Origin of the sequence: Streptomyces sp. Ac-502 (assembly GCF_045222935.1) — a bacterium.
Classification (GTDB): Bacteria; Actinomycetota; Actinomycetes; order Streptomycetales; family Streptomycetaceae; genus Streptomyces; species Streptomyces monomycini.
In genome coordinates, this window is record NZ_JBHFFO010000001.1 from 5,187,395 (window position 1) to 5,207,772 (window position 20,378).

At 70.8% G+C, this 20,378-nt stretch carries 19 protein-coding genes and 4 tRNA genes; 13 read left to right on the plus strand and 10 right to left on the minus strand.

The annotated features are described in order from the left end of the window. Positions 1-71: 71 nt before the first annotated feature. Both ACEXOX_RS23380 and ACEXOX_RS23385 read left to right on the plus strand, forming a co-directional pair. Positions 72-146, plus strand: a tRNA-Asp gene (locus ACEXOX_RS23380). Positions 147-432: 286 nt separating this feature from the next. Then, on the plus strand, positions 433-759 hold the full coding sequence (locus tag ACEXOX_RS23385; RefSeq protein ID WP_406523013.1) for a DUF6274 family protein: 327 nt from the start codon (positions 433-435) through the stop codon (positions 757-759). 520 nt (positions 760-1,279) lie between these two features. On the opposite strand, the gene bldC is transcribed toward ACEXOX_RS23385, so the two are convergent. Together bldC and ACEXOX_RS23395 are read right to left on the minus strand one after the other, a co-directional pair. Then, the gene (bldC, locus tag ACEXOX_RS23390) at positions 1,280-1,486 is read right to left on the minus strand and encodes a developmental transcriptional regulator BldC (RefSeq protein WP_003980577.1); all 207 of its coding nucleotides are present in this window, start codon (positions 1,484-1,486) and stop codon (positions 1,280-1,282) included. A gap of 545 nt (positions 1,487-2,031) precedes the next feature. Then, positions 2,032-2,868 (minus strand): hypothetical protein, encoded by an 837-nt coding sequence (locus tag ACEXOX_RS23395; RefSeq protein WP_030024842.1) that lies wholly within the window; start codon positions 2,866-2,868, stop codon positions 2,032-2,034. 263 nt (positions 2,869-3,131) lie between these two features. Here ACEXOX_RS23395 and ACEXOX_RS23400 point away from each other — a divergent pair, with 263 nt between their 5' ends. Beyond that, positions 3,132-4,250, plus strand: coding sequence for a Leu/Phe/Val dehydrogenase (locus ACEXOX_RS23400; RefSeq protein ID WP_406523016.1), 1,119 nt, complete (start codon positions 3,132-3,134; stop codon positions 4,248-4,250). Positions 4,251-4,854: 604 nt separating this feature from the next. Continuing rightward, positions 4,855-5,115, plus strand: coding sequence for a DUF3073 domain-containing protein (locus ACEXOX_RS23405; protein WP_003980574.1), 261 nt, complete (start codon positions 4,855-4,857; stop codon positions 5,113-5,115). A gap of 107 nt (positions 5,116-5,222) precedes the next feature. Here the strand turns inward: ACEXOX_RS23405 and purM are convergent, their stop codons facing one another. Then, positions 5,223-6,317 carry a phosphoribosylformylglycinamidine cyclo-ligase gene (gene purM / locus ACEXOX_RS23410; protein ID WP_406523018.1) on the minus strand — a complete coding sequence of 365 codons (1,095 nt, stop codon included), beginning with the start codon at positions 6,315-6,317 and terminating at the stop codon, positions 5,223-5,225. Positions 6,318-6,349: 32 nt separating this feature from the next. Next, positions 6,350-7,909 carry an amidophosphoribosyltransferase gene (gene purF / locus ACEXOX_RS23415; protein ID WP_406523020.1) on the minus strand — a complete coding sequence of 520 codons (1,560 nt, stop codon included), beginning with the start codon at positions 7,907-7,909 and terminating at the stop codon, positions 6,350-6,352. Between the two features lie 426 nt (positions 7,910-8,335). On the opposite strand from purF, the gene ACEXOX_RS23420 reads away from it, so the two are divergent. Then, a complete protein-coding gene (locus tag ACEXOX_RS23420; protein ID WP_406523022.1) occupies positions 8,336-8,698 on the plus strand; it encodes a hypothetical protein in 363 nt (120 codons plus the stop codon). Positions 8,699-8,757: 59 nt separating this feature from the next. Here the strand turns inward: ACEXOX_RS23420 and ACEXOX_RS23425 are convergent, their stop codons facing one another. From ACEXOX_RS23425 to ACEXOX_RS23435, 3 genes are read right to left on the minus strand one after another with little or no spacing between them, the layout of a single operon-like run. Next, on the minus strand, positions 8,758-9,564 hold the full coding sequence (locus ACEXOX_RS23425) for a sterol carrier family protein (RefSeq protein ID WP_406523024.1): 807 nt from the start codon (positions 9,562-9,564) through the stop codon (positions 8,758-8,760). A 10-nt stretch (positions 9,565-9,574) separates the two neighbouring features. Further along, positions 9,575-9,886 carry a hypothetical protein gene (locus ACEXOX_RS23430; RefSeq protein ID WP_406523026.1) on the minus strand — a complete coding sequence of 104 codons (312 nt, stop codon included), beginning with the start codon at positions 9,884-9,886 and terminating at the stop codon, positions 9,575-9,577. Further along, on the minus strand, positions 9,865-10,221 hold the full coding sequence (locus tag ACEXOX_RS23435; RefSeq protein ID WP_406523028.1) for a TetR/AcrR family transcriptional regulator: 357 nt from the start codon (positions 10,219-10,221) through the stop codon (positions 9,865-9,867). The genes ACEXOX_RS23430 and ACEXOX_RS23435 overlap by 22 nt, the downstream gene beginning before the upstream one ends. Before the next feature lie 219 nt (positions 10,222-10,440). Between ACEXOX_RS23435 and ACEXOX_RS23440 the strand changes: the two genes are divergently transcribed. Further along, positions 10,441-11,934 carry an MFS transporter gene (locus ACEXOX_RS23440; protein ID WP_406526442.1) on the plus strand — a complete coding sequence of 498 codons (1,494 nt, stop codon included), beginning with the start codon at positions 10,441-10,443 and terminating at the stop codon, positions 11,932-11,934. Positions 11,935-12,309: 375 nt separating this feature from the next. On the opposite strand, the gene purL is transcribed toward ACEXOX_RS23440, so the two are convergent. Genes purL through purS form a run of 3 tightly spaced genes read right to left on the minus strand, consistent with a single transcriptional unit; the run spans position 12,310 to position 15,514 of the window. After that, a complete protein-coding gene (gene purL / locus ACEXOX_RS23445; RefSeq protein WP_406523030.1) occupies positions 12,310-14,559 on the minus strand; it encodes a phosphoribosylformylglycinamidine synthase subunit PurL in 2,250 nt (749 codons plus the stop codon). Continuing rightward, positions 14,556-15,260, minus strand: a complete 705-nt coding sequence (gene purQ / locus ACEXOX_RS23450) for a phosphoribosylformylglycinamidine synthase subunit PurQ (RefSeq protein ID WP_406523032.1) — start codon at positions 15,258-15,260, stop codon at positions 14,556-14,558. The genes purL and purQ overlap by 4 nt, the downstream gene beginning before the upstream one ends. Next, entirely contained in the window at positions 15,257-15,514 is a 258-nt protein-coding gene (gene purS, locus ACEXOX_RS23455) for a phosphoribosylformylglycinamidine synthase subunit PurS (protein ID WP_030023249.1), read from the minus strand. Before purS ends, purQ begins: the two co-directional genes overlap by 4 nt. Positions 15,515-15,813: 299 nt before the next feature. Between purS and ACEXOX_RS23460 the strand changes: the two genes are divergently transcribed. From ACEXOX_RS23460 to ACEXOX_RS23490, 7 genes are all read left to right on the plus strand, one after another. Continuing rightward, positions 15,814-16,134 carry an Lsr2 family protein gene (locus ACEXOX_RS23460; RefSeq protein ID WP_406523034.1) on the plus strand — a complete coding sequence of 107 codons (321 nt, stop codon included), beginning with the start codon at positions 15,814-15,816 and terminating at the stop codon, positions 16,132-16,134. 443 nt (positions 16,135-16,577) lie between these two features. Beyond that, positions 16,578-16,649: transfer RNA gene (locus ACEXOX_RS23465), tRNA-Gly, on the plus strand. A gap of 45 nt (positions 16,650-16,694) precedes the next feature. Continuing rightward, positions 16,695-16,766, plus strand: a tRNA-Gly gene (locus ACEXOX_RS23470). Positions 16,767-16,841: 75 nt separating this feature from the next. Further along, positions 16,842-16,914: transfer RNA gene (locus ACEXOX_RS23475), tRNA-Gly, on the plus strand. A 209-nt stretch (positions 16,915-17,123) separates the two neighbouring features. Further along, positions 17,124-18,098 (plus strand): ABC transporter ATP-binding protein, encoded by a 975-nt coding sequence (locus ACEXOX_RS23480; protein ID WP_406523036.1) that lies wholly within the window; start codon positions 17,124-17,126, stop codon positions 18,096-18,098. Beyond that, positions 18,095-18,922, plus strand: a complete 828-nt coding sequence (locus ACEXOX_RS23485) for an ABC transporter permease (protein WP_406523038.1) — start codon at positions 18,095-18,097, stop codon at positions 18,920-18,922. Before ACEXOX_RS23480 ends, ACEXOX_RS23485 begins: the two co-directional genes overlap by 4 nt. A 38-nt stretch (positions 18,923-18,960) precedes the next feature. Next, positions 18,961-20,364, plus strand: coding sequence for a sensor histidine kinase (locus ACEXOX_RS23490; protein ID WP_406523040.1), 1,404 nt, complete (start codon positions 18,961-18,963; stop codon positions 20,362-20,364). The last annotated feature ends 14 nt before the right edge of the window (positions 20,365-20,378 follow it).

Here is a 20,378-nt window from a genome sequence, read left to right on the forward strand (position 1 = left end):
GAGTTCGACCGCACCCCTGACCTGCTGTAGAGTCTTGTTCCGCAGCACCGCGCAAGCGGAAGCCGCACCAAGGTCCTGTGGAGCAGTTTGGAGTGCTCGCCACCCTGTCAAGGTGGAGGCCGCGGGTTCAAATCCCGTCAGGACCGCAGTTGATCGGCCCGCATCCTTCCGAGGATGCGGGCCGTTCGCGTTGTGGCGGACGTACGCCGGGGAGCGCGCCGCGGCGCCGCGACCGGTCGCCGTCCGGCCGTACCCGCTCGCCGGCTGCGGGCCGTTTGCGTCGCCCCGCGGTGGGGGAGTGTGGACGGGAGCGACGCTCCACCCCGTGGCCTGAAGGTCCGGGTCGTACGGGCCCGGGCCGATGTGCGTATTGACGGGGGCACGTACCACCGGTAGTCACGAGGGAGGGCGCGGGGCCGGGAGGAGTGGGCGATGTCGACAGCCGCCAGGCATGAGACCAGGGCGTTGCTGCGGGCCCATCTGTCGGCCGCCACGGGCTATCGCCACCTGACCCGCCACTGCCCCGTGTGCGCCCGCCTTCTGCGGCTCGCCATGGAGCCCCGCAGCCGCGTCGCCGGCGCACCAGCCGCCGACTCCGCCGCCCGGGCGTCCGCGCGGCCCTCCAGGGGGCCTTCCACGGCTTCTGAAGGCGCCCCGGGCTCGGACCCGGCGTCCCGCGAAGTGCCGCCGACGGAGGCGGACACACCGGCCGCGCCGCCCGCGGAGGCGGGCGAGGACCAAAGTCCCCCGGCCCGGTGACCAACGGCGCGTTCCCCACCGGCCCTGCGGTGGGAGGCTGTTGAGGGGAGCGAGGGCGCTCCGGCCCTCTATCGCAGCGGCGTCGGCGCCACAACCTTCCCGGGCTGTGACGGGTGTCACCGCCCGGGTTTCAGGAACCGGGAATCTTACGGCCGTCCTACACTCGTTCAATTTAATATGTGCAATTGCACCGCCCGCCCGGCAGTCCTTGGACTGGACCGGAGAACGGCGGGGGCCCGCCCCGGCGGCCCCCGCGGGCGGTGTCCAGCCGGCCGGACCGGCCGCCCGCACGGGAGCGCGCGCACAAAAGATCGCGCTGGACCCGGCGGAGTCCAGCGCGATCGATGACGTACCCAGATGGTGCGGGTGTGGGGCCTGTTGGGGCAGGCTCCGCGTCGTATGAAGCTGGGTGGAGCTAAGTGGTGCTGTGTGGTGCTAGGTGGTGCTGGGCGGAGCCGGGTGGGGCTCCATGGGCCGGCATCGGGTTGGGGGCCCGAAAACAGCCCGGTCATGCGGTTGTTCAGCTTTCGCTGCGCTGCTGCGGAATGCCCGCGAGCAGAGCGCGAACCTCGGCTTCGCGGTAGCGCCGGTGTCCTCCGAGCGTGCGGATGGACGTGAGCTTGCCTGCTTTGGCCCAGCGGGTCACCGTCTTCGGGTCCACGCGGAACATCGTGGCGACCTCGGCGGGGGTAAGCAGCGGCTCGGCGTCAGGGGTGCGAGCGGTCATGAGCGGCCTCCTCGGGAGAACCGAACCATCACGGTTCTTTCCTCTAAATTCTGCACCTTGACCCGCGTTGCCCGAAATGGCGGACGCGGGCCGAGTCGGTTATAGGACGAACGGCTTGTCCTCGGCACTACAACTACACCATCTGTCCAGCCACGTCGGCCAAACCGATGGAATTGCCCTCTCAGGTGTTCAACCTCGGCGGAAGCCGATGGACCATGCCATAGCGGACAGTCACACCACCGTGACGATCAGTCACACGGTGACCAGCTGCCACCAGACCCACCAAGGAGCGCAATACCGAACTATCCGTCCTTAGTAGGGCGGAAGGGGCCCTTGTCAGGCTCCTTGTCCTATTTTGGCACGAGGGTATGGCTTGGCCGCAAGGCCCGAAGTCAGTGCTTTAGGTCACCCTTGAGGCAATCGCCCGGATCGGGACCTACGTCCCACGCCCCCCGTGTCCGTAGTGTGCACGAGCCTCGGCAGCCGCAGATCATTTTGTCGTCCCGCGGAAGAGGGAGCGCCCACCCGGAAGGGAAGCGCCCGCCTCAGCTGGCGAACTGACGCTCGCGCACCTCGCGCCAGCGGTCCGACAGTTTCTCGTACGCCTCGCCGGCCCGGTCGCTGTCCCCCTCGCGCAACGCGGCCAGCCCCTCCGCAACCTCGGCCGCCGACCGGTCCTCGGCGAGCTGCCCCTCGGGCACCGCGTGCACCAGCCCGCCGTAGTCCAGCTCCACCAGCGCCCGCGGATGGAACTCCTCCAGCCAGCGGCCCACGTCCACCAGGCCGTCGATCAACGGCCCCTCCTCCAGGGAGTCGCGCAGCGTGCGCAGGCCCCGCGCCACCCGGCGCCGCGCCTGCACCATGGGCGTCCGGTACCGCAGCACCGGCCCGTGCTCGCTCTTGGTGTACTCCCGCTCGCCGTCGCCGAAGAGCGCGAACCAGCGCACCGGTACGTGCCAGGTGGCGGTGCGGATCCACGGCCGGGCGTCCGGATTGCGCTCCAGCCACTCCTCGTAGTCCGCGGCCGCCTGGCGCCGCACCACCGGGGGCAGCGCCGCGTCCAGCACGGGCGCCGGGAGGAGTTCGGACAGCTCCTCCAGGGCCTGCCAGCCGCGCAGCCGCGTCCGCCAGGGACAGACGCACGTCACGCCGTCCACGACCGTGACGAAGGCGTCGCTGCTCTCGTGGACCCGGACCGGCACCGGCGGGGTCGGCAGCAAATCGGCCAGAGACCGCCGAAGTTCGTCCTGAACCGTGGGGGTCTCGGCGCGCCGGGCATAGCGCGCCCAGTAGGAGCGCTCCGGTTCGGGGAACGCTGCGAGCGGCTCGTAGACCCGTAGATATGCCGCGTACGGGACCATCACCGACGACGCCAGGGCCACGCCCGCTCCTTTGTCTCCTACAACGTGTCGTCCGCAGAACTACCGCAAAGAATGAGAAAGAGGTGCAAAGTACCGGGAGTTGGCTCACGCCACCCGGCTCGGGATACGGCAAATCGTCCCACGCCCGTCCCTCAGGAGAGGGTGATCCTCCGCACTGCACCGATCAGCGTGCCCCTCAGGTCTTACTCTCTTCCCGACCGGCCCTCCGGCCCTCCTCCGGCCACAAGCCACAGGGAGCCGCCGGGGAGCGTCCTCCGCGACTTATGGGAGTCACCACCGTGACCGACGTACGTCCCTCCTCCGTCAGCGTTGACGGAGGCGTGCTGCACACCCTGTTCCGTTCCGAGCAGGGTGGCCACGAGCAAGTCGTCCTCTGCCAGGACCGCGCCAGCGGTCTGCGGGCCGTCATCGCCATCCACGACACCGCCCTGGGCCCGGCCCTCGGCGGCACCCGCTTCCACGCGTACGCCTCCGAGGATGAGGCCGTGCTGGACGCCCTGAACCTCTCCCGTGGCATGTCGTACAAGAACGCCCTCGCCGGTCTCGACCACGGTGGCGGCAAGGCAGTGATCATCGGCGATCCCGAACTGATCAAGACCGAAGAACTCCTGCTCGCATACGGCCGGTTCGTGGCTTCCCTCGGCGGCCGCTACGTGACCGCGTGCGACGTCGGCACGTACGTCGCCGACATGGACGTCGTCGCCCGCACCAACCAGTGGACCACCGGCCGCTCCCCCGAGAACGGCGGCGCCGGCGACTCCTCCGTCCTGACCGCCTTCGGTGTCTTCCAGGGGATGCGCGCCTCGGCGCAGCACCTGTGGGGCGACCCGACGCTGCGCGGCCGCAAGGTCGGCGTCGCGGGCGTCGGCAAGGTGGGCCACCACCTCGTCGAACACCTTCTTGAGGACGGCGCGGAGGTCGTGATCACGGATGTGCGTGCCGAATCGATCGAGCGCGTCCGCAGCCTGCACCCGCGGGTGCAGGTGGCACCGGACACCGGGTCGCTGATCCGTACGCCGGGCCTGGACGTGTACGCGCCGTGCGCCCTCGGCGGCGCGCTGAACGACGAGTCCGTACCGGCGCTGACCGCGAAGGTGGTCTGCGGCGCGGCCAACAACCAGCTGGCGCACCCCGGCGTCGAGAAGGATCTTTCCGACCGCGGTGTCCTCTACGCGCCGGACTACGTGGTGAACGCCGGCGGTGTCATCCAGGTGGCCGACGAGCTGCGCGGCTTCGACTTCGACCGCTGCCGGACCAAGGCGGCGAAGATCTTCGACACCACGCTGGCGATATTCGCTCGTGCGAAGGAAGACGGCATTCCGCCCGCCGCGGCGGCGGACCGGCTGGCCGAACAGCGGATGGCGGACGCCCGGCGGGCCTGACGGACCCGGAGCCGGCCGGTGGCACCCGGTGGCGCCCGATGCCCCCTGGTGCTGCCGTCAGGCGGCGGCGTCGGCCCGGCTGGTACCGATCGGTTCAGGCCATTTTTCCAGCCGGTCACGGAGCGAGATCGTGACCGTTCCCGCTCATCAATGACCAAGAATGCTCGGGCTCGATCGAGCCTGATCGCGATCCGATCATGGGCACGGGAGGCTCCGAGCAGGCCCGCACACCCCTGCGGGCGCCGCGCCGGTCACCGACCGTACCGGCCGCCGTCACGGTGGGTACGGAAATGGCCTGCGAACGGCTCGCGTAACGATCTCTGAGCGCTGCGTAAGGGATCACGGGTGGTGAAGGAGACATCCCTCACCACCCGTCGGCGGGTCGCCGGACGGGACAGGTTAAAATCGCAGCTGACCAGCGGGGACGGGGCGTCCTGCCGGTCGTGCCGAGCGGTCGGTGATGCGGGCGACGTACCGTATGGCCGCGGAAGCAGGTACCGTTAAAGCCCTACGGGCCGGTCTCTCCGTCGAGAGTCCGCTCTGAATCATGAACGCGTGTCAAGACTCTGGGGCCGTCGAGCCCCGTCGTTGAGGGGGTCGAGCCATGGGGCGCGGCCGGGCCAAGGCCAAGCAGACGAAGGTCGCCCGCCAGCTGAAGTACAACAGCGGTGGGACTGATCTCTCACGCCTGGCCGAAGAGCTGGGTGCATCGCCGCAACAGCCGGCACAGCAGCAGCCGCCGAACGGCGAGCCGTTCGAGGATGAAGAGGACGACGACCCGTACGCGCGGTACGCCGACCTTTACAACCGAGACGACGATGACGAGGACGAGGGCAACTCGTCCCAGCAGCGTCGTCGCGCCTGACGTACGACGTCTCTTCTGTCGTGCGTGCACGGTGTGCACAGCATTTCCACGGACCCGGTCCGGGGTAGCCACCTCGGACCGGGTTCTGTGCTGCCCTGCGGGCCGGGTCAGGCGGAGTAGTCACCGGTCAGGGTCACTGCCTCGGTGTGGTCACCACGCTCGACGATCTCGCCGCTGACCCAGGCGTCCACGCCGCGGTCCGCGAGGGTGGTCAGCGCCACGTCCACCGACTCCTGCGGTACGACGGCCATCATGCCGACGCCCATGTTCAGGGTCTTCTCCAGTTCCAGCCGCTCGACGTCGCCGGCCGTGCCGACCAGGTCGAAGATCGCGCCCGGGGTCCAGGTGGACCGGTCGACCGTGGCGTGCAGGCCGTCCGGGATCACCCGGGCCAGGTTGTTGGCCAGGCCGCCGCCGGTGATGTGCGAGAAGGCGTGCACCTCGGCCGTGCGGGTCAGCGCCAGGCAGTCCAGCGAGTAGATCTTCGTGGGCTCCAGCAGCTCCTCGCCAAGCGTCCGGCCGAGCTCCTCGACCCGCTGGTCCAGCGACATCCCCGCGCGGTCGAACAGCACGTGGCGGACGAGTGAGTACCCGTTCGAGTGAAGACCGGAGGACTCCATGGCGATGACGACGTCACCCATACGGATACGATCCGCGCCCAGCACCCGGTCCGCCTCGACGACACCCGTACCGGCGCCCGCGACGTCGAAGTCGTCGGCCCCCAGCAGCCCCGGGTGCTCCGCGGTCTCGCCGCCGACCAGCGCGCAGCCGGCCAGGACACAGCCCTCGGCGATGCCCTTGACGATCGCCGCAACCCGCTCCGGGTAGACCTTGCCGACGCAGATGTAGTCGGTCATGAACAGCGGCTCGGCACCGCAGACGACCAGGTCGTCCACGACCATGCCGACCAGGTCGTGGCCGATCGTGTCGTACACGCCCATCCGGCGGGCGATGTCGACCTTGGTACCGACGCCGTCGGTGGCCGAGGCGAGCAGCGGCCGCTCGTACCGCTTGAGGGCCGAGGCGTCGAAGAGGCCGGCGAACCCGCCGAGGCCGCCGACGACCTCGGGGCGGGTGGCCTTCTTGACCCACTGCTTCATCAGGTCGACGGCGCGGTCGCCCGCTTCGATGTCCACGCCCGCTGCTGCGTAGCTGGCGCTGGTGCCCGCGTGCTGGGCACGCTCAAAAGACTCGGCAGACACGGTGAGATCTTTCCTGTCGGTGTGTACGAGCTCTACGGGCGGCGCAGCGCGTCGGCGCCGCCGACCCCGGCCGTCAGCGTCTCGACGCCGTCCAGGTCCGGCTTGGCCTGGCCCGCGGTCTCCGCCTCCCGGAGGTGCTTGCCCAGCAGCTCCGGGTCGGGGAGGTCGACCGGGTACTGGCCGTCGAAGCACGCGCGGCACAGGTCCGGCTTGGCGATCGTCGTCGACTCGATCATGCCGTCGATCGAGATGTACGCCAGCGAGTCGGCGCCCAGCGACGTACCGATCTCGTCCACGGTCAGACCGTTGGCGATCAGCTCGGCCCGGGTGGCGAAGTCGATGCCGTAGAAGCACGGCCACTTGATCGGCGGCGAGGAGATCCGGATGTGGATCTCGGCGGCACCGGCCTCACGGAGCATCCGGACCAGGGCGCGCTGGGTGTTGCCGCGGACGATCGAGTCGTCGACGACCACCAGCCGCTTGCCGCGGATGACTTCCTTGAGCGGGTTGAGCTTGAGCCGGATGCCGAGCTGCCGGATGGTCTGCGAGGGCTGGATGAAGGTCCGGCCGACGTAGGAGTTCTTGACCAGGCCGACGCCGTACGGGATGCCGCTGGCCTCGGCGTAGCCGACCGCGGCCGGCGTGCCGGACTCCGGGGTCGCTATGACGAGGTCGGCCTCGGCGGGCGCCTCGGCGGCCAGCTTGCGGCCCATCTCCACCCGGGAGAGGTACACGTTGCGGCCCGCGATGTCGGTGTCGGGGCGGGCCAGGTAGACGTACTCGAAGACGCAGCCCTTGGGCTTGCTCTCGGCGAAGCGGGAGCTGCGCAGACCGTTCTCGTCCACGGCGATCAGCTCGCCCGGCTCGATCTCGCGGATGAAGCTGGCACCGCAGATGTCCAGGGCGGCGGTCTCGGAGGCCACCACCCAGCCGCGCTCCAGCCGGCCGAGGACCAGCGGGCGGATGCCCTGCGGGTCACGGGCCGCGTACAGGGTGTGCTCGTCCATGAAGCACAGCGAGAAGGCACCCGAGACCTTGGGCAGGACGCGCGGCGCGGCCTCCTCGACGGTCAGCGGCTTGCCGTCCTCGTCGACCTGGCCGGCCAGCAGGGCCGTCACGAGGTCGGTGTCGTTGGTCGCCGCGACCTGGGTCGCGCGGCCGCCCTCACGGGGCAGTGCGGCGACCATCTCGGCGAGTTCGGCGGTGTTGACCAGGTTGCCGTTGTGACCCAGGGCGATCGAGCCGTGCGCGGTCGCGCGGAACGTCGGCTGGGCGTTCTCCCACACCGAGGCACCGGTGGTGGAGTAGCGGGCGTGGCCCACGGCGATGTGGCCCTGGAGGGAACCGAGGGATGTCTCGTCGAAGACCTGGGAAACCAGGCCCATGTCCTTGAATACGAGGATCTGGGAGCCGTTGCTCACTGCGATGCCCGCGGACTCCTGACCGCGGTGCTGCAGGGCATACAGCCCGAAATAGGTGAGTTTGGCGACCTCTTCACCCGGAGCCCAGACACCGAAGACGCCACATGCGTCCTGGGGGCCCTTCTCGCCGGGGAGCAGGTCGTGGCTGAGTCGTCCGTCACCACGTGGCACAGCACTGAGTCTAGGGCAGGTCCGCGATTCATCCGAACCGGGGATCGAACCGGGGCCGGGTCCGGGGGCCTGCTCCAAGTGGGCGAGTGCTTGACGTGAGCACGTACTTACGGGCGGGATCACGCTCCCCGCGGAGCCCGCGGCCCTTGGCGCAGCGCCGCCACGTCGGCCTCGGTCGCGTCGCCCGCGCCACCTGTCACCGCGTGCGGCGCGGGCGAACACCGCTTTCCCCCGCGTTCGCCTGCACCGTCTCTTCACGCGGGGTCCGGCCGGTTCCGGTGCGGGTTCGGCGTGCGCCGTTCCGCTTCCTCCCGCACCCCGGACCGGGGTGCGGGGTGAGATGCGCCACTCCGCCGTCCCGGGGGTGCGGCACGGCGAACGTTCCGGTGAATTCCGGGCTTTTCAGCCCGGGCTCCTCGCGCCTCCATGCCTCGCTCGTACGGGGCGCGGCACGCCTGCACCCCTTTCCGGAAGGCCCTGTTCCGTGGCGCGTTCTGCTGCTGCGGGACCTTCGGCGGCGCGCTGGAGTGCCACTCCGCGCTCGGGCCGGCCGGGGAGCACGACCTTCACGAAGGCAATGTGACCGAGGGGGACGCCGAATATCGCGACCTGCGCCATGACACGCGGATCAGCACCGAGCGTGCCAACGGCTTCGTGGGCGGGCGGCACACCCGGCCGTGGCTGCTCAACCTGGACTTCACCGCCCCGCAAACTTCACCACCCCGTACTGGCCGTGGTCCTACCCGCTGGACGGTACGAGCCTGGCGGGGCGGGCGCCCGGGACGGTGAGGCGGGGCGCCCGGAGGGGTGAGGCGGGGCGCCGGAAAGTGCCTGCCGCGTCTCCGGGTTCAGCCCATGAGGGGCAGATACGGCGCGAGATCGGCCCGTTCACCGCTGGCGGTCACGGCGGCGGCTTCGAGCGCCGCGGGCCAGTCCGTACGCCCGGTGGCCAGGCGGAGCCAGGTCATCGGGTCGGTCTCGACGACGTTGGGCGGCGTGCCCCTGGTGTGCCGGGGGCCTTCGACGCACTGGACGACGGCGAACGGCGGCACCCGGACCTCGACGGAGCCGCCGGGCGCCTTGACGGCCAGCGCGTCGGCGAGCACCCGGGTGGCGGTGGCCAGGGCCTGGCGGTCGAACGGGATGTCCAGGCCGGTGGCGGCGGCCAGGTCGTCGGTGTGCACGACCAGTTCGACGCAGCGCACCACCAGGAAGTCGGCCAGGCGCATCGCGCCGATCCGGACCGCCAGCAGCCGGTCGTCGGAGGCCATCGGGACCGTTTCGGCGTACCGGGCGGCGGCGTGGTCCAGGAGGGCCGCGGGTTCGCCGCCGGCCGCCGTGTCGCGGGCGTTCTCGTCGACCTTCGAGGCCAGTGCGCGGGTCACGGACGGCCAGGTGGCGAGGGTGACTTCCGGGGCGGGCGGCGCGGGCTGCGCGAGCGCCGCGGGAACCTGCTCCACCGCCATGGCCAGGTGGGCGACCAGTTCGCGGACCGTCCAGTCCCCCAGCCGGGTGGGCAGCGCGAACTGCTCCGGCGTCAGGCGCTCCACGGCGGACCGTACGTGTCCGAACTGGGCGATGACGGCGGCGCGGGTCTTCGCGGAGTCGTAACTGCGGGCGCGGGCGCGGCCGGACGGCTTGCGGGCACTGGGCATGGCGTCGAGGCTACTCGGCGGGGCGCGTCGCGTAGTCCCCCAGCCCTTGCTCCACCAGGCCGAAGGCCCGGCGGGCGGCGGCCACCGCGTCCGGGTACACCGCGTCGGCGGACTCGCCGGCCAGCAGCCTGCGGTGGTTCTCGTTGATGAGCGCGTTACGGGCGGCCATCAGCTGGCCCGCGGCGACCTGGGCCTCCATCCGGTCGCCGCCGGTCTCCGCCGCCAGCACCTCGGCGAGCTGTTGGAGGCCGTGCATCCGGTTGGCGTACGCGCGAAGCAGCAGGCCGGGCGTCTCCACGATCAGGCGGCGGATGCTGAGCACCTCCTGCTGGTCGCACAGGCCCACGGAGGGGTCCCGCGACTCCAGCAGCTCGACGAACTGCCGGCAGACGGCCGCCACCGCGGACTCCCCGGCGCGCGGCTGTGGACGGCGCGGGCCGCGTCCTCGGCGTGGTGCTCCATCGGCTTGAGGACCAAGTCCTCCTTGGAGCCGTAGTAGTTGAAGACGGTCATCTTGGAGACCTCGGCGGCGGCGGCGATCTCCTGGACGGAGACCTTCTCGAAGCCCCGCTCCAGGAACAGTTCGACGGCGGTCCGCCAGACCCGCCGCTCCGTCTGCAGTTTCTTGCGCTCGCGCAGTCCCAGCTCCTCGGCCATACCACCACTGTACCAGGGCAAAAAATAGTACCGGGCAAAATATTGACTCGGTCCACACATCGCGGGCATGGTGCTGCCATGAACCCTTCGACCACTCCTTCGCACCCTTCGCGGACCTCGCCGGGCAGCGTCGCCACCGGCCGCGCCGGACCTGGCGCCGACAGACACGGCGGCTCCGGACCTGGCGCCGACGGACACGGCCTCGGCGGGCCCGGCGGCATGACCCCGGGCCGGTACAAGGTCGGCTTCGTCGTCTGCCTCGCCACGATGCTGCTCGCCGTCCTCGACCAGAACATCGTCTCGGCCGCGACCGTCCCGATCGTCCGCGAACTGGACCCGCTGCACGGCATCGACCGCATCCCCTGGCTGGTCAGCGCGTTCTCGCTCGCCGCCACCGCCGCGCTGCCCCTGTACGGCAAGCTCTGTGACGCCCTCGGCGCGCAGCGGGTCTTCCTCGGCGCCGTCGCCACCTTCCTGCTCGGCTCGGCGCTGTGCGGGGCCGCGCAGGACATGGACCAACTGATCGCCTTCCGCGCGGTGCAAGGGCTGGGCGGCGGCGGGCTGATGAGCGTCACGATGGTCGTCATCGCCCAGCTCAGAGGCCCGGGGAAGCACGGCGCGGGCAAGGGAGCCGGACTGGGCGGGCTCGTCGCGGGGGCCGGCATGGCCCTGGGGCCGGTCGTCGGCGGGCTGCTCGCCGAACACGCGGACTGGCGCTGGATCTTCTACGTCAACCTGCCGATCGGCCTGGTCGTGCTCGTCGCGGCAGCACTCACCCTCAAGCTCCCCCACCATGGCGAGCGGCGCCGTATCGACTTCCTCGGCGCGGCGCTGGCAGCCACGTTCTCCACAGCGCTGCTGCTGGTGACGGAGTGGGGCGGCCGGGAGCACCCCTGGGGCTCCCCGGTGATCCTGGGTCTGACCGGCGGGGCCGTGGCGCTGCTCGGGCTGTTCCTGTGGCGGCAGGCCACCGCCGCCGAACCGCTGCTCCCGCTGTCGATGTTCCGTATCCGTACGCTGCGCGCCGCCTTCGCGGTCCAGGGCCTGATCGGCGTGACCCTGACGGGCTCGCTGGTCTACGTGATGATCTATCTCCAGTTGGTGCGCGGCGTCGAGCCCGCCTCGGCGAGCCTGTTCATGATCCCGGTGGCGCTCGGCATCGCCGTCTCGGGCCTGGCGACGAGCAGGCTCGGCGCCCACGGCTGGTCGGAGAAGAGATCCGTGGTCAGCGGTGCGGCCTGCGCCGCCGTGGCCACACTCCTGCTCGCGACGAACGGCACCGACACCGGCCTGTGGGCCGTACAGGCCGAACTCCTCCTGCTCGGCGCCGGATTCGGCCAGACGCTGGGACAGCTGATCGTGCTGGCCCAGCAGGCCGCACCGCGCCATCAGCTCGGAGTGGCGACGACCGGCATCCGCTTCTTCCAGACCCTGGGCAGCTCACTGGGAGTGGCCTTCTTCGGAACGGTACTGGCCCGCGTCTACGCCGACCGCGGCCCGGGCGGCTCCACCAGCGCCATACCGGCCCTGAAAGGCGAGGCCCACACCCAAGCGGTGGACGCCTTCGGCTCCTCCATAGCCGTCGTCTTCCTCTGCTCGACAGCCGTACTGGTACTGGCAGCGCTCCTGGCGCTCCGCATACGGGGAGGGGAGACGGCTGGGGGGCCGGGGGAGACAGGGCAGCCGGGGGAGATGGCGCCCGGGGGCGAGTAGGACGGAGGTATGGGGCCCCGGGAGGCGAGTGAGGCAGGGATGGGGCCCCGGAGGCGAGTGGGTCAGGCGCGGGGAACCCGGGGGGGGACGGGTGGCTCGGGGGTGGGAGCCCCCAGGGGACGAGTAGGACGGAGACGGGGAGCCCGAGGGTAAGGAAGGGCAAGGAAGGACAAGAGGGGCAGGGAGGGAGGGGGCGGGGGCGGGGGCCGGGGGGGAGGGGGGGAGGGGAGGAAGGTCTGGCTCGGGAGAGACCGGCCCCGGCAGGGCCCACGACAGCGGCCCGCCCCCGCAGGGACGGGCCGCGGTACGAGCGAACGGCGCCAAGCGGGCCACCGTGCGGACGGACGGCGTCGGTTGGGGCGCCGTCCGGGTGGGTCAGGCGAACAGGGACGGGATGGTTGCCTCGTGTGCTGCGCGGAGGTCGCTCAGCGGCAGGGTGAACTGGCCCTGGACGTCGATCGTGTCGCCGTCGACCACACCGATGCGGGTGGCCGGGAGGCCGCGCGCACCGCACATGTCGGTGAAGCGCAGCTCCTCGCTGCGCGGGACCGCGACGATCGCGCGGCCCGCCGACTCCGAGAAGAGGAGGACGAAGGGGTCCAGCTCGTCGGGGACGACGATCCGGGCGCCCTTGCCGCCGCGCAGGCACGACTCGACGAGGGCCTGGATCAGGCCGCCGTCGGAGAGGTCGTGCGCCGCGTCGACCATGCCGTCGCGGGAGGCCGAGATCAGGATGTCGGCCAGCAGCTTCTCGCGGCCCAGGTCCACCTGCGGCGGCAGGCCGCCGAGGTGGTCGTGGACGACCTGGGACCAGGCGGAGCCGCCCAGTTCGTCCTTGGTGTCACCGAGAAGGTAGAGGAGGTGGCCCTCGTCGGCGAAGGCGATCGGCGTGCGACGGCTGACGTCGTCGATGACGCCGAGCACCGCGACCACGGGGGTCGGGTGGATGGCGGCCTCGCCGGTCTGGTTGTAGAGCGAGACGTTGCCGCCGGTGACGGGCGTACCGAGCTCCAGGCAGCCGTCGGCGAGACCGCGGACGGCCTCGGAGAACTGCCACATGACCGCGGGGTCCTCGGGCGAGCCGAAGTTCAGGCAGTCGGAGATCGCCAGCGGCTTGGCGCCGGTCGCCGCGACGTTGCGGTAGGACTCGGCCAGCGCCAGCTGCGCGCCGTGGTACGGGTCGAGCTTGGCGTAGCGGCCGTTGCCGTCGGTGGCGATGGCCACGCCCAGCCCGGTCGTCTCGTCGATCCGGATCATGCCGGCGTCCTCCGGCTGGGCCAGCACGGTGCCGCCCTGCACGAAGTGGTCGTACTGGCTGGTGATCCAGGACTTGGACGCCTGGTTGGGCGAGGCGACCAGCTTCAGGACCTGCTCGCGCAGTTCGTCGCCGGTCCGCGGCCGCGGCAGCTTGCCCGCGTCGTCGGCCTGGAGGGCGTCCTGCCACGCGGGACGCGCGTAGGGCCGCTCGTAGACCGGGCCCTCGTGGGCGACGGTCTTGGGGTCGACGTCGACGATCTTCTCGCCGTGCCAGTAGATCTCCAGCCGGTCGCCGTCGGTGACCTCGCCGATGACGGTGGCGGTGACGTCCCACTTCTCGCAGATCGCCAGGAACCGTTCGACCTTCGCCGGCTCCACGACGGCGCACATGCGTTCCTGCGACTCGCTCATGAGGATTTCCTCGGGCGAGAGCGTCGAGTCGCGCAGCGGTACGTCGTCCAGCTCCACGCGCATGCCGCCGGAGCCGTTGGAGGCCAGCTCGCTGGTGGCGCAGGACAGTCCGGCCGCGCCGAGGTCCTGGATGCCGACGACGAGCTTCTCGGCGAACGCCTCCAGGGTGCACTCGATGAGCAGCTTCTCCTGGAAGGGGTCGCCGACCTGGACGGCGGGGCGCTTCGACGGTTTCGCGTCGTCGAACGTCTCGGAGGCCAGGATGGAGGCGCCGCCGATGCCGTCGCCGCCGGTCCGGGCGCCGTAGAGGATGACCTTGTTGCCGGCGCCGGACGCCTTGGCGAGGTGGATGTCCTCGTGCCGCATCACGCCGATGGCACCGGCGTTGACCAGCGGGTTGCCCTGGTAGCAGGCGTCGAAGACGACCTCGCCGCCGATGTTGGGCAGGCCCAGGCAGTTGCCGTAGCCGCCGATGCCCGCGACGACGCCCGGCAGGACGCGCTTGGTGTCGGGGTGGTCGGCGGCGCCGAAGCGCAGCGGGTCCACGACGGCGACCGGGCGGGCGCCCATGGCGATGATGTCGCGGACGATGCCGCCGACGCCGGTGGCCGCGCCCTGATAGGGCTCCACGTAGGACGGGTGGTTGTGCGACTCGACCTTGAAGGTGACGGCGTAGCCCTGGCCGACGTCGACGACGCCCGCGTTCTCGCCGATGCCGACGAGCATCGCGTCGTTCTCGGGGACCTTCTGGCCGAACTGCTTCAGGTGGACCTTGCTGCTCTTGTACGAGCAGTGCTCGGACCACATGACGGAGTACATGGCGAGTTCGGCGCCGGTGGGACGGCGGCCGAGGATCTCGCGGACGCGCTCGTACTCGTCCTGCTTCAGGCCGAGTTCGGCCCACGGCTGGTCGGTGTCCGGCGTCTCGGCTGCGTGCTTGACCGTGTCGAGCGTCATGCGTTGACCAATTTCTTCAGGATCGAGGTGAAGAATCCGAGGCCGTCCGTACGGCCGGTGCCGATCAGCGGCTCGACGGCGTGCTCCGGGTGCGGCATGAGGCCGACGACGTTGCCCGCCTCGTTGGTGACGCCGGCGATGTCGCGCAGCGAGCCGTTGGGGTTGCCGTACCCGTCGGCGGTGTCGCCCTCGGTCAGGTAGCGGAAGGCGACCCGGCCCTCGGCCTCCAGCATGTCGAGCGTGCGCTCGTCGGCGACGTACCGGCCGTCGATGTTCTTCAGCGGTACGGAGATCTCCTGGCCGGCGGTGTAGTCGGCGGTCCAGGCGGTGCCCGCGTTCTCCACCCGCAGCTTCTGGTCGCGGCAGACGAAGTGCAGGCTGTCGTTGCGCAGCATGGCGCCGGGCAGCAGGTGCGTCTCGGTCAGGACCTGGAAGCCGTTGCAGATGCCCAGGACCGGCAGGCCGCCCCTGGCCTGTTCGATCACGGTCTCCATGACCGGCGAGAAGCGGGAGATGGCGCCGGCCCGCAGGTAGTCGCCGTAGGAGAAGCCGCCGGGCAGCACCACGGCGTCGACCTGCTTGAGGTCCTTGTCGCGGTGCCACAGCGGCACCGCCTCGGCCCCGGCGAGCCGGACGGCGCGCTGGGTGTCACGGTCGTCGAGCGTGCCAGGAAAGGTGATGACCCCGATGCGCGCTGTCATGACCCGGCCTGGTCTTCGACGTGGACGGTGAAGTCTTCGATGACGGTGTTGGCCAGGAAGGTCTCGGCCATCTCGTGGATACGGGCGAGGGCGGCGTCGTCGACCGGGCCCTCCACCTCAAGTTCGAAACGCTTGCCCTGACGGACGTCGCCGATCCCCTCGAATCCCAGGCGTGGCAGTGCGCGCTGCACCGCCTGGCCCTGCGGGTCGAGGATCTCCGGCTTGAGCATGACGTCGACTACGACGCGTGCCACTGGCACTCCCGATGGTGTGGTGCGTAAGGCGGTGCCATCACAGTACCGTGTTCGAAAATCTACGCGCATAGATATCGTGACGGTGCGGTCACGGTACGGCGTCGGCCGCGGTAAGTGGTGGGGAAAATCTCAGAAAAGACCTAGGGTCCGCATTGCGGAAGGACACGCTGAGGAAATTAACTGGGCTTCACCATGCAATGCCCGCCGCTGTACAAATGAAAATGCATTGATCCCAATCAGCCGGATCTGCAGCATCCCCCATGTCAAGGTGGGGTCGCTGCTCGAAAGGACCGATATCCGTGGCGCAGCGCGTAGTAGTCACGCTCTCCGATGACATCGAAGGCGGAGAAGCCGCAGAGACGGTCATCTTCGGTTTGGACGGGAAGTGGTACGAGATCGACCTCAATCCCGCCAATGCGAAGAAACTGCGCGGCACCCTCGCCCCGTTCGTGGAGGCCGGCCGCAAGCGGTCGAGGTCCGGCAAGGCGTACCACCACACCTCGGTGACACCGGACCCCGCCGCCGTGCGCGCCTGGGCCCGTTCCCACCACATGGACGTGCCCCCGCGCGGCCGGATCCCGAAGAAGGTCTACGAGGCTTTCGACGCGGCCAACAGCTGATCCGGAGGCCCCGCCCCCGCCCTCCCCTCACCCCTCTCCCCCGCCCCCTCCTTCTCATGCGCCCCACCCGTCTCCGTCCGGCCGCCGGTCCGCGGCCGGACGGAGACGGGGCCGGGGACGGAGACGAGGCCGGGGACGGAGACGAGGCCGGGGACAGAGGCGGCGACCGGGGGCGGGGATGGCGGGGGGGCGGAGCCGCCGGGCGGGGACGGAGACGATCCGGCGATGGCCGCGCCGAGCGGACGGGCGGAAGGACCGGACGGAAGAGCCGGACGGAAGAGCCGGACGGAGGTCGAGCGGCGGCCCGGCGACGGCCGGAAGGCGCCCCGCCCGCGGCCGCTTCCGGCTGTCCCGCAGCGGAGTTGCGCAGCCCCCCTGTTGATCAGCTAGAGTCTGGAGCACGCCGAGGGGCGAGGCCGAAAGGCCGGATCCCGAGGAGTCACGCGGGTGTAGCTCAGTAGTAGAGCGCCCTCTTTCCAAGAGGGAGGCGCAGTGTGCAATCCCTGTCACCCGCTCTGACAGCATCAAGAAGTCCGTACGGACCGATTGATGGTGGTCATGCGGGTGTAGCTCAGTAGTAGAGCGCCCCCTTTCCAAGGGGGAGGCGCAGTGTGCAATCCCTGTCACCCGCTCCGACAGTACCGACCACTCCGGTGGATCAGGTAGAGTAGCTGTCGCGCCGCCCGGTGAAAGCCGGTCGGATGCCTGCGGACGTAGCTCAGTTGGTAGAGCGCAACCTTGCCAAGGTTGAGGTCGCGAGTTCGAGCCTCGTCGTCCGCTCAGAAGAAAGACCCCGGTCATATCGACCGGGGTCTTTTGCTTTGTCCGGCCCGGTGGTGGGCCTCTGTTCGCCCCCGCCCGGACCACGCATCGACCCCGGCCGCCTCCCCGCCCACCAATCCCCCGCTCCCTCCCCTCCTGACATTTGTCATCCGCGGTGATGACAACCCGCACTGCCCGCAGCCGGGTTCCGACGGGAGCCTTGAAGCATGGACATCGGGGACACGAGCGAGCGCGTGATAGACGTCACGGGCCTGCGCAGACGTTACGGGCCGTCCGGGGACGGCCGGAAGAGCAAGAAGGCCACCGCGGCCTTCGAGGCGGTACGGGGCATCGACTTCTCCGTCGAGCGCGGAGAGCTGTTCGCCCTGTTGGGGACGAACGGGGCGGGCAAGACCTCCACCCTCGAAATCCTGGAGGGGCTGGCCGCGCCGACCGGCGGCTCGGTGCGGGTGCTGGGCCACAACCCGTACACGGAGCGTGCGAAGGTCCGGCCGCGGGTCGGCGCGATGCTCCAGGAGGGCGGCTTCCCCGCGGAGTTGACCGTGGAGGAGACCGTACGGATGTGGGCCGGGGCCACCACCGGCGCCCGGCCGGTCGGCGAGGCGCTGGCCACCGTCGGCATGACCAAGCGCAAGGACGTACGGGTCAAGCAGCTCTCCGGCGGTGAGCGGCGGCGGCTGGACCTGGCCACGGCGACGCTGGGACGGCCCGAGGTGCTCTTCCTGGACGAGCCGACCACCGGCCTGGACACCGAAGCCCGCCATACGACCTGGGAGTTGATCCGCGAGCTGCGGGAGGGCGGCACGACGGTCGTGCTGACCACGCACTACCTGGAAGAGGCCCAGGAGCTGGCCGACCGCCTCGCGATCATGCACCAGGGCCGGATCGCGACGGCCGGCACGGTCGCGGACGTGGTGGCCACCCACCCCGCGCAGATCTCCTTCGAACTTCCCCCGGGCTACACCCCGGGCGACCTGCCGCCGCTGGCGGCGATGGGCGTCGACGGGCACGAGACGGCGGGCCGGACCCTGCGGCTGCACACGTCCGACCTGCAGCGGGCCGCGACCGGCCTGCTGCTCTGGGCGCGCGACGAGGGCGTCGAGCTGCGGGGGTTGGACGCCCGCTCGGCATCGCTGGAAGAGGCGTTCCTGCGGATCGCCAAGGGTTTGGAGGAGAAGTGAGCGTCACCGACGTCAAGGCCGTCGAGCAACGGCCCGGTACGGGTTCCGGGGCGGCCGCCCGCAGGGGACCGCAGGAGCGGCTGACCGCCCTGTTCCGCGCCGAGCTGATCCTCCTGGGCCGTAACAAGACCGCGCTGTTCATGACGCTGCTGATGCCGCTGATCATGGCTTTCGCCATGCGGCAGGCGGTCTCCCAGATGCCGTTGCAGGCCAACGGCCTGTCGGTCGGCACGGTGCTGCTGCCGGGCACCATCGGCTTCGTCCTGCTCTTCGCGGTGTATTCGTCCGTCACCGGGTCGCTGGTGACGCGGCGGGAGGAACTGGTGCTCAAGCGGCTGCGCTGCGGCGAGCTGTCGGACCGGGAGATCCTGGCCGGGGCGGCACTGCCGGCGGTCCTCCTCGGGCTGGCGCAGATCGTCCTGCTGGCGGTCCTCGGCTCCCTGGCGCTGGACGCGGGCGCGCCCCGTTCCCCGCACCTGGTCGTGCTGGGCGTGGCCCTGGGCATGCTGATCGCGGTGGCGATGGCCGCCGCCTCCACCGGCATCACCAAGAGCGCCGAGGCGGCGCAGCTGACGACGATGCCGTTCGTCTTCGTCTCGATGGCCGGCTCCGGCATGATCGTGCCGCTGGACATCCTGCCCGACAAGATCGCCAACATCCTGGAGCTGCTGCCGCTCTCCCCCGTGATGGGGCTGGTCCGGGACGGCTGGATCGGCGGGGGTGACCTCACCGAAACGCTGAAGCGGCTGGTCATCGCGTTGGTCTGGGCCGGTCTCGCGGTGTTTGCTGTACGTCGGTGGTTCCGTTGGGAGCCACGGCACTGACGATGTACGGCGATGGGGACGACGGGGGTGCGGGGCCGGTGTTCCACGGGCAGCTGCGCAAGTTGCGGGGGCGCGGCAGGGTCGCGCAGGTGTACTTGTGGGCGCGGTGGACGCTGTACATCTCGCCGTGGCTGTTGCTCATCGGCTGGCTCGCGGCGTCCCTGGGTGCCGCGGCGGCCGAGGTGCACCGGGTTCCGCCGCTGCTCGTGGCGACCGTGGTGCTGGGGCTGGTGCAGTGCGGCGTCTACGTTCCCGGCGTCCGGCACGGACTGTCGCACTACGTGTACGGCACCCCCGCGCCGTGGCGGCTGATCGCCGTGTCCGGGGTGCTGTCGGCCGTGTCGGTGGGCCTGCTGACAGCGGTCGCCACCACCCTGCCGTTGCCCGTAGCGGTCTACTGCACGGCGATGCTGTTCCCCACCCTGCCCGCCGGGTGCCTCCTCTCCCTGGTCGTCAAGAAGCGGTGGCAGGCCCTGGTGTGCGCCGCGGTCTCGGTGGTCACCGTGGCGGCGCTGGCCCTCGCGGGCATCCCGCTGAAGTACGCATGGGGGCTGCCGCCCACCTTCGCCTTCTCCGCGGGTTTCGCCGCGCTGACGTGCCGCAGCTGGGGCTGGATCCTCGCCGCGATGCGGGAGCTGGACGAGGCCAAGGGCGACCAGGCCCGGCTGGCCGTCACCGAGGAACGGCTGCGGTTCGCGCGCGACATGCACGACGTGGTCGGCCGGAACCTGGCCGTGATCGCGCTCAAGAGCGAGCTGGCGGAACGGCTCGCACGCAAGGGGCGCCCGGAGGCCGCCGACCAGATGGCGGAGGTCCAGCAGATGGCCCAGGACTCCCAGCGGGAGGTACGGGACGTGGTGCGCGCCTACCGGGAGGCCGATCTGGAGGTGGAGCTGGCGGGAGCGCGGGCCGTGCTCCAGGCTGCCGGGGTGGAGTGCCTCATCGACCAGGAGGGCAGCGCCGGGGTGCCGCAGCAGACGCAGGCGGTGCTGGCCTGGGTCGTACGGGAGGGCACCACCAACGTGCTGCGGCACGCCGACGCGGTCACCTGCTGGATGACGCTGCGGGTGACGGGCGACGGCCCGGACGGTGCCGGGCGGACGGCCACGACGGAGCGGTCCGGGCCTGCGGTGGTGTTCACGATGGAGAACGACGGTGTGGTGCGGGATGCCGTGCGCCGCGGTGACGGGAGTGGCACAGCCGGGCTACGGGAACGGCTCGCCGCCCTCGGCGGCACCCTGACCGTCGGCCCCCGGCCGGACGGGCGCTTCTGGCTGCGGGCCCAGGTACCGCTGGCGAAGGATGAACCGCAGAGGTACGGGCCGGAGGCCGCCGCGGGCGGGCCACCGGGAGGCGGGGGCAGGTGCGAGGACGGGCCGGGCGCGGGCCGTAGGCCATCGAATGCCGCCGGAAGCCCCGGCGCGGGGGCGGGAACGACGTGAGGGAAGCGGAGAGC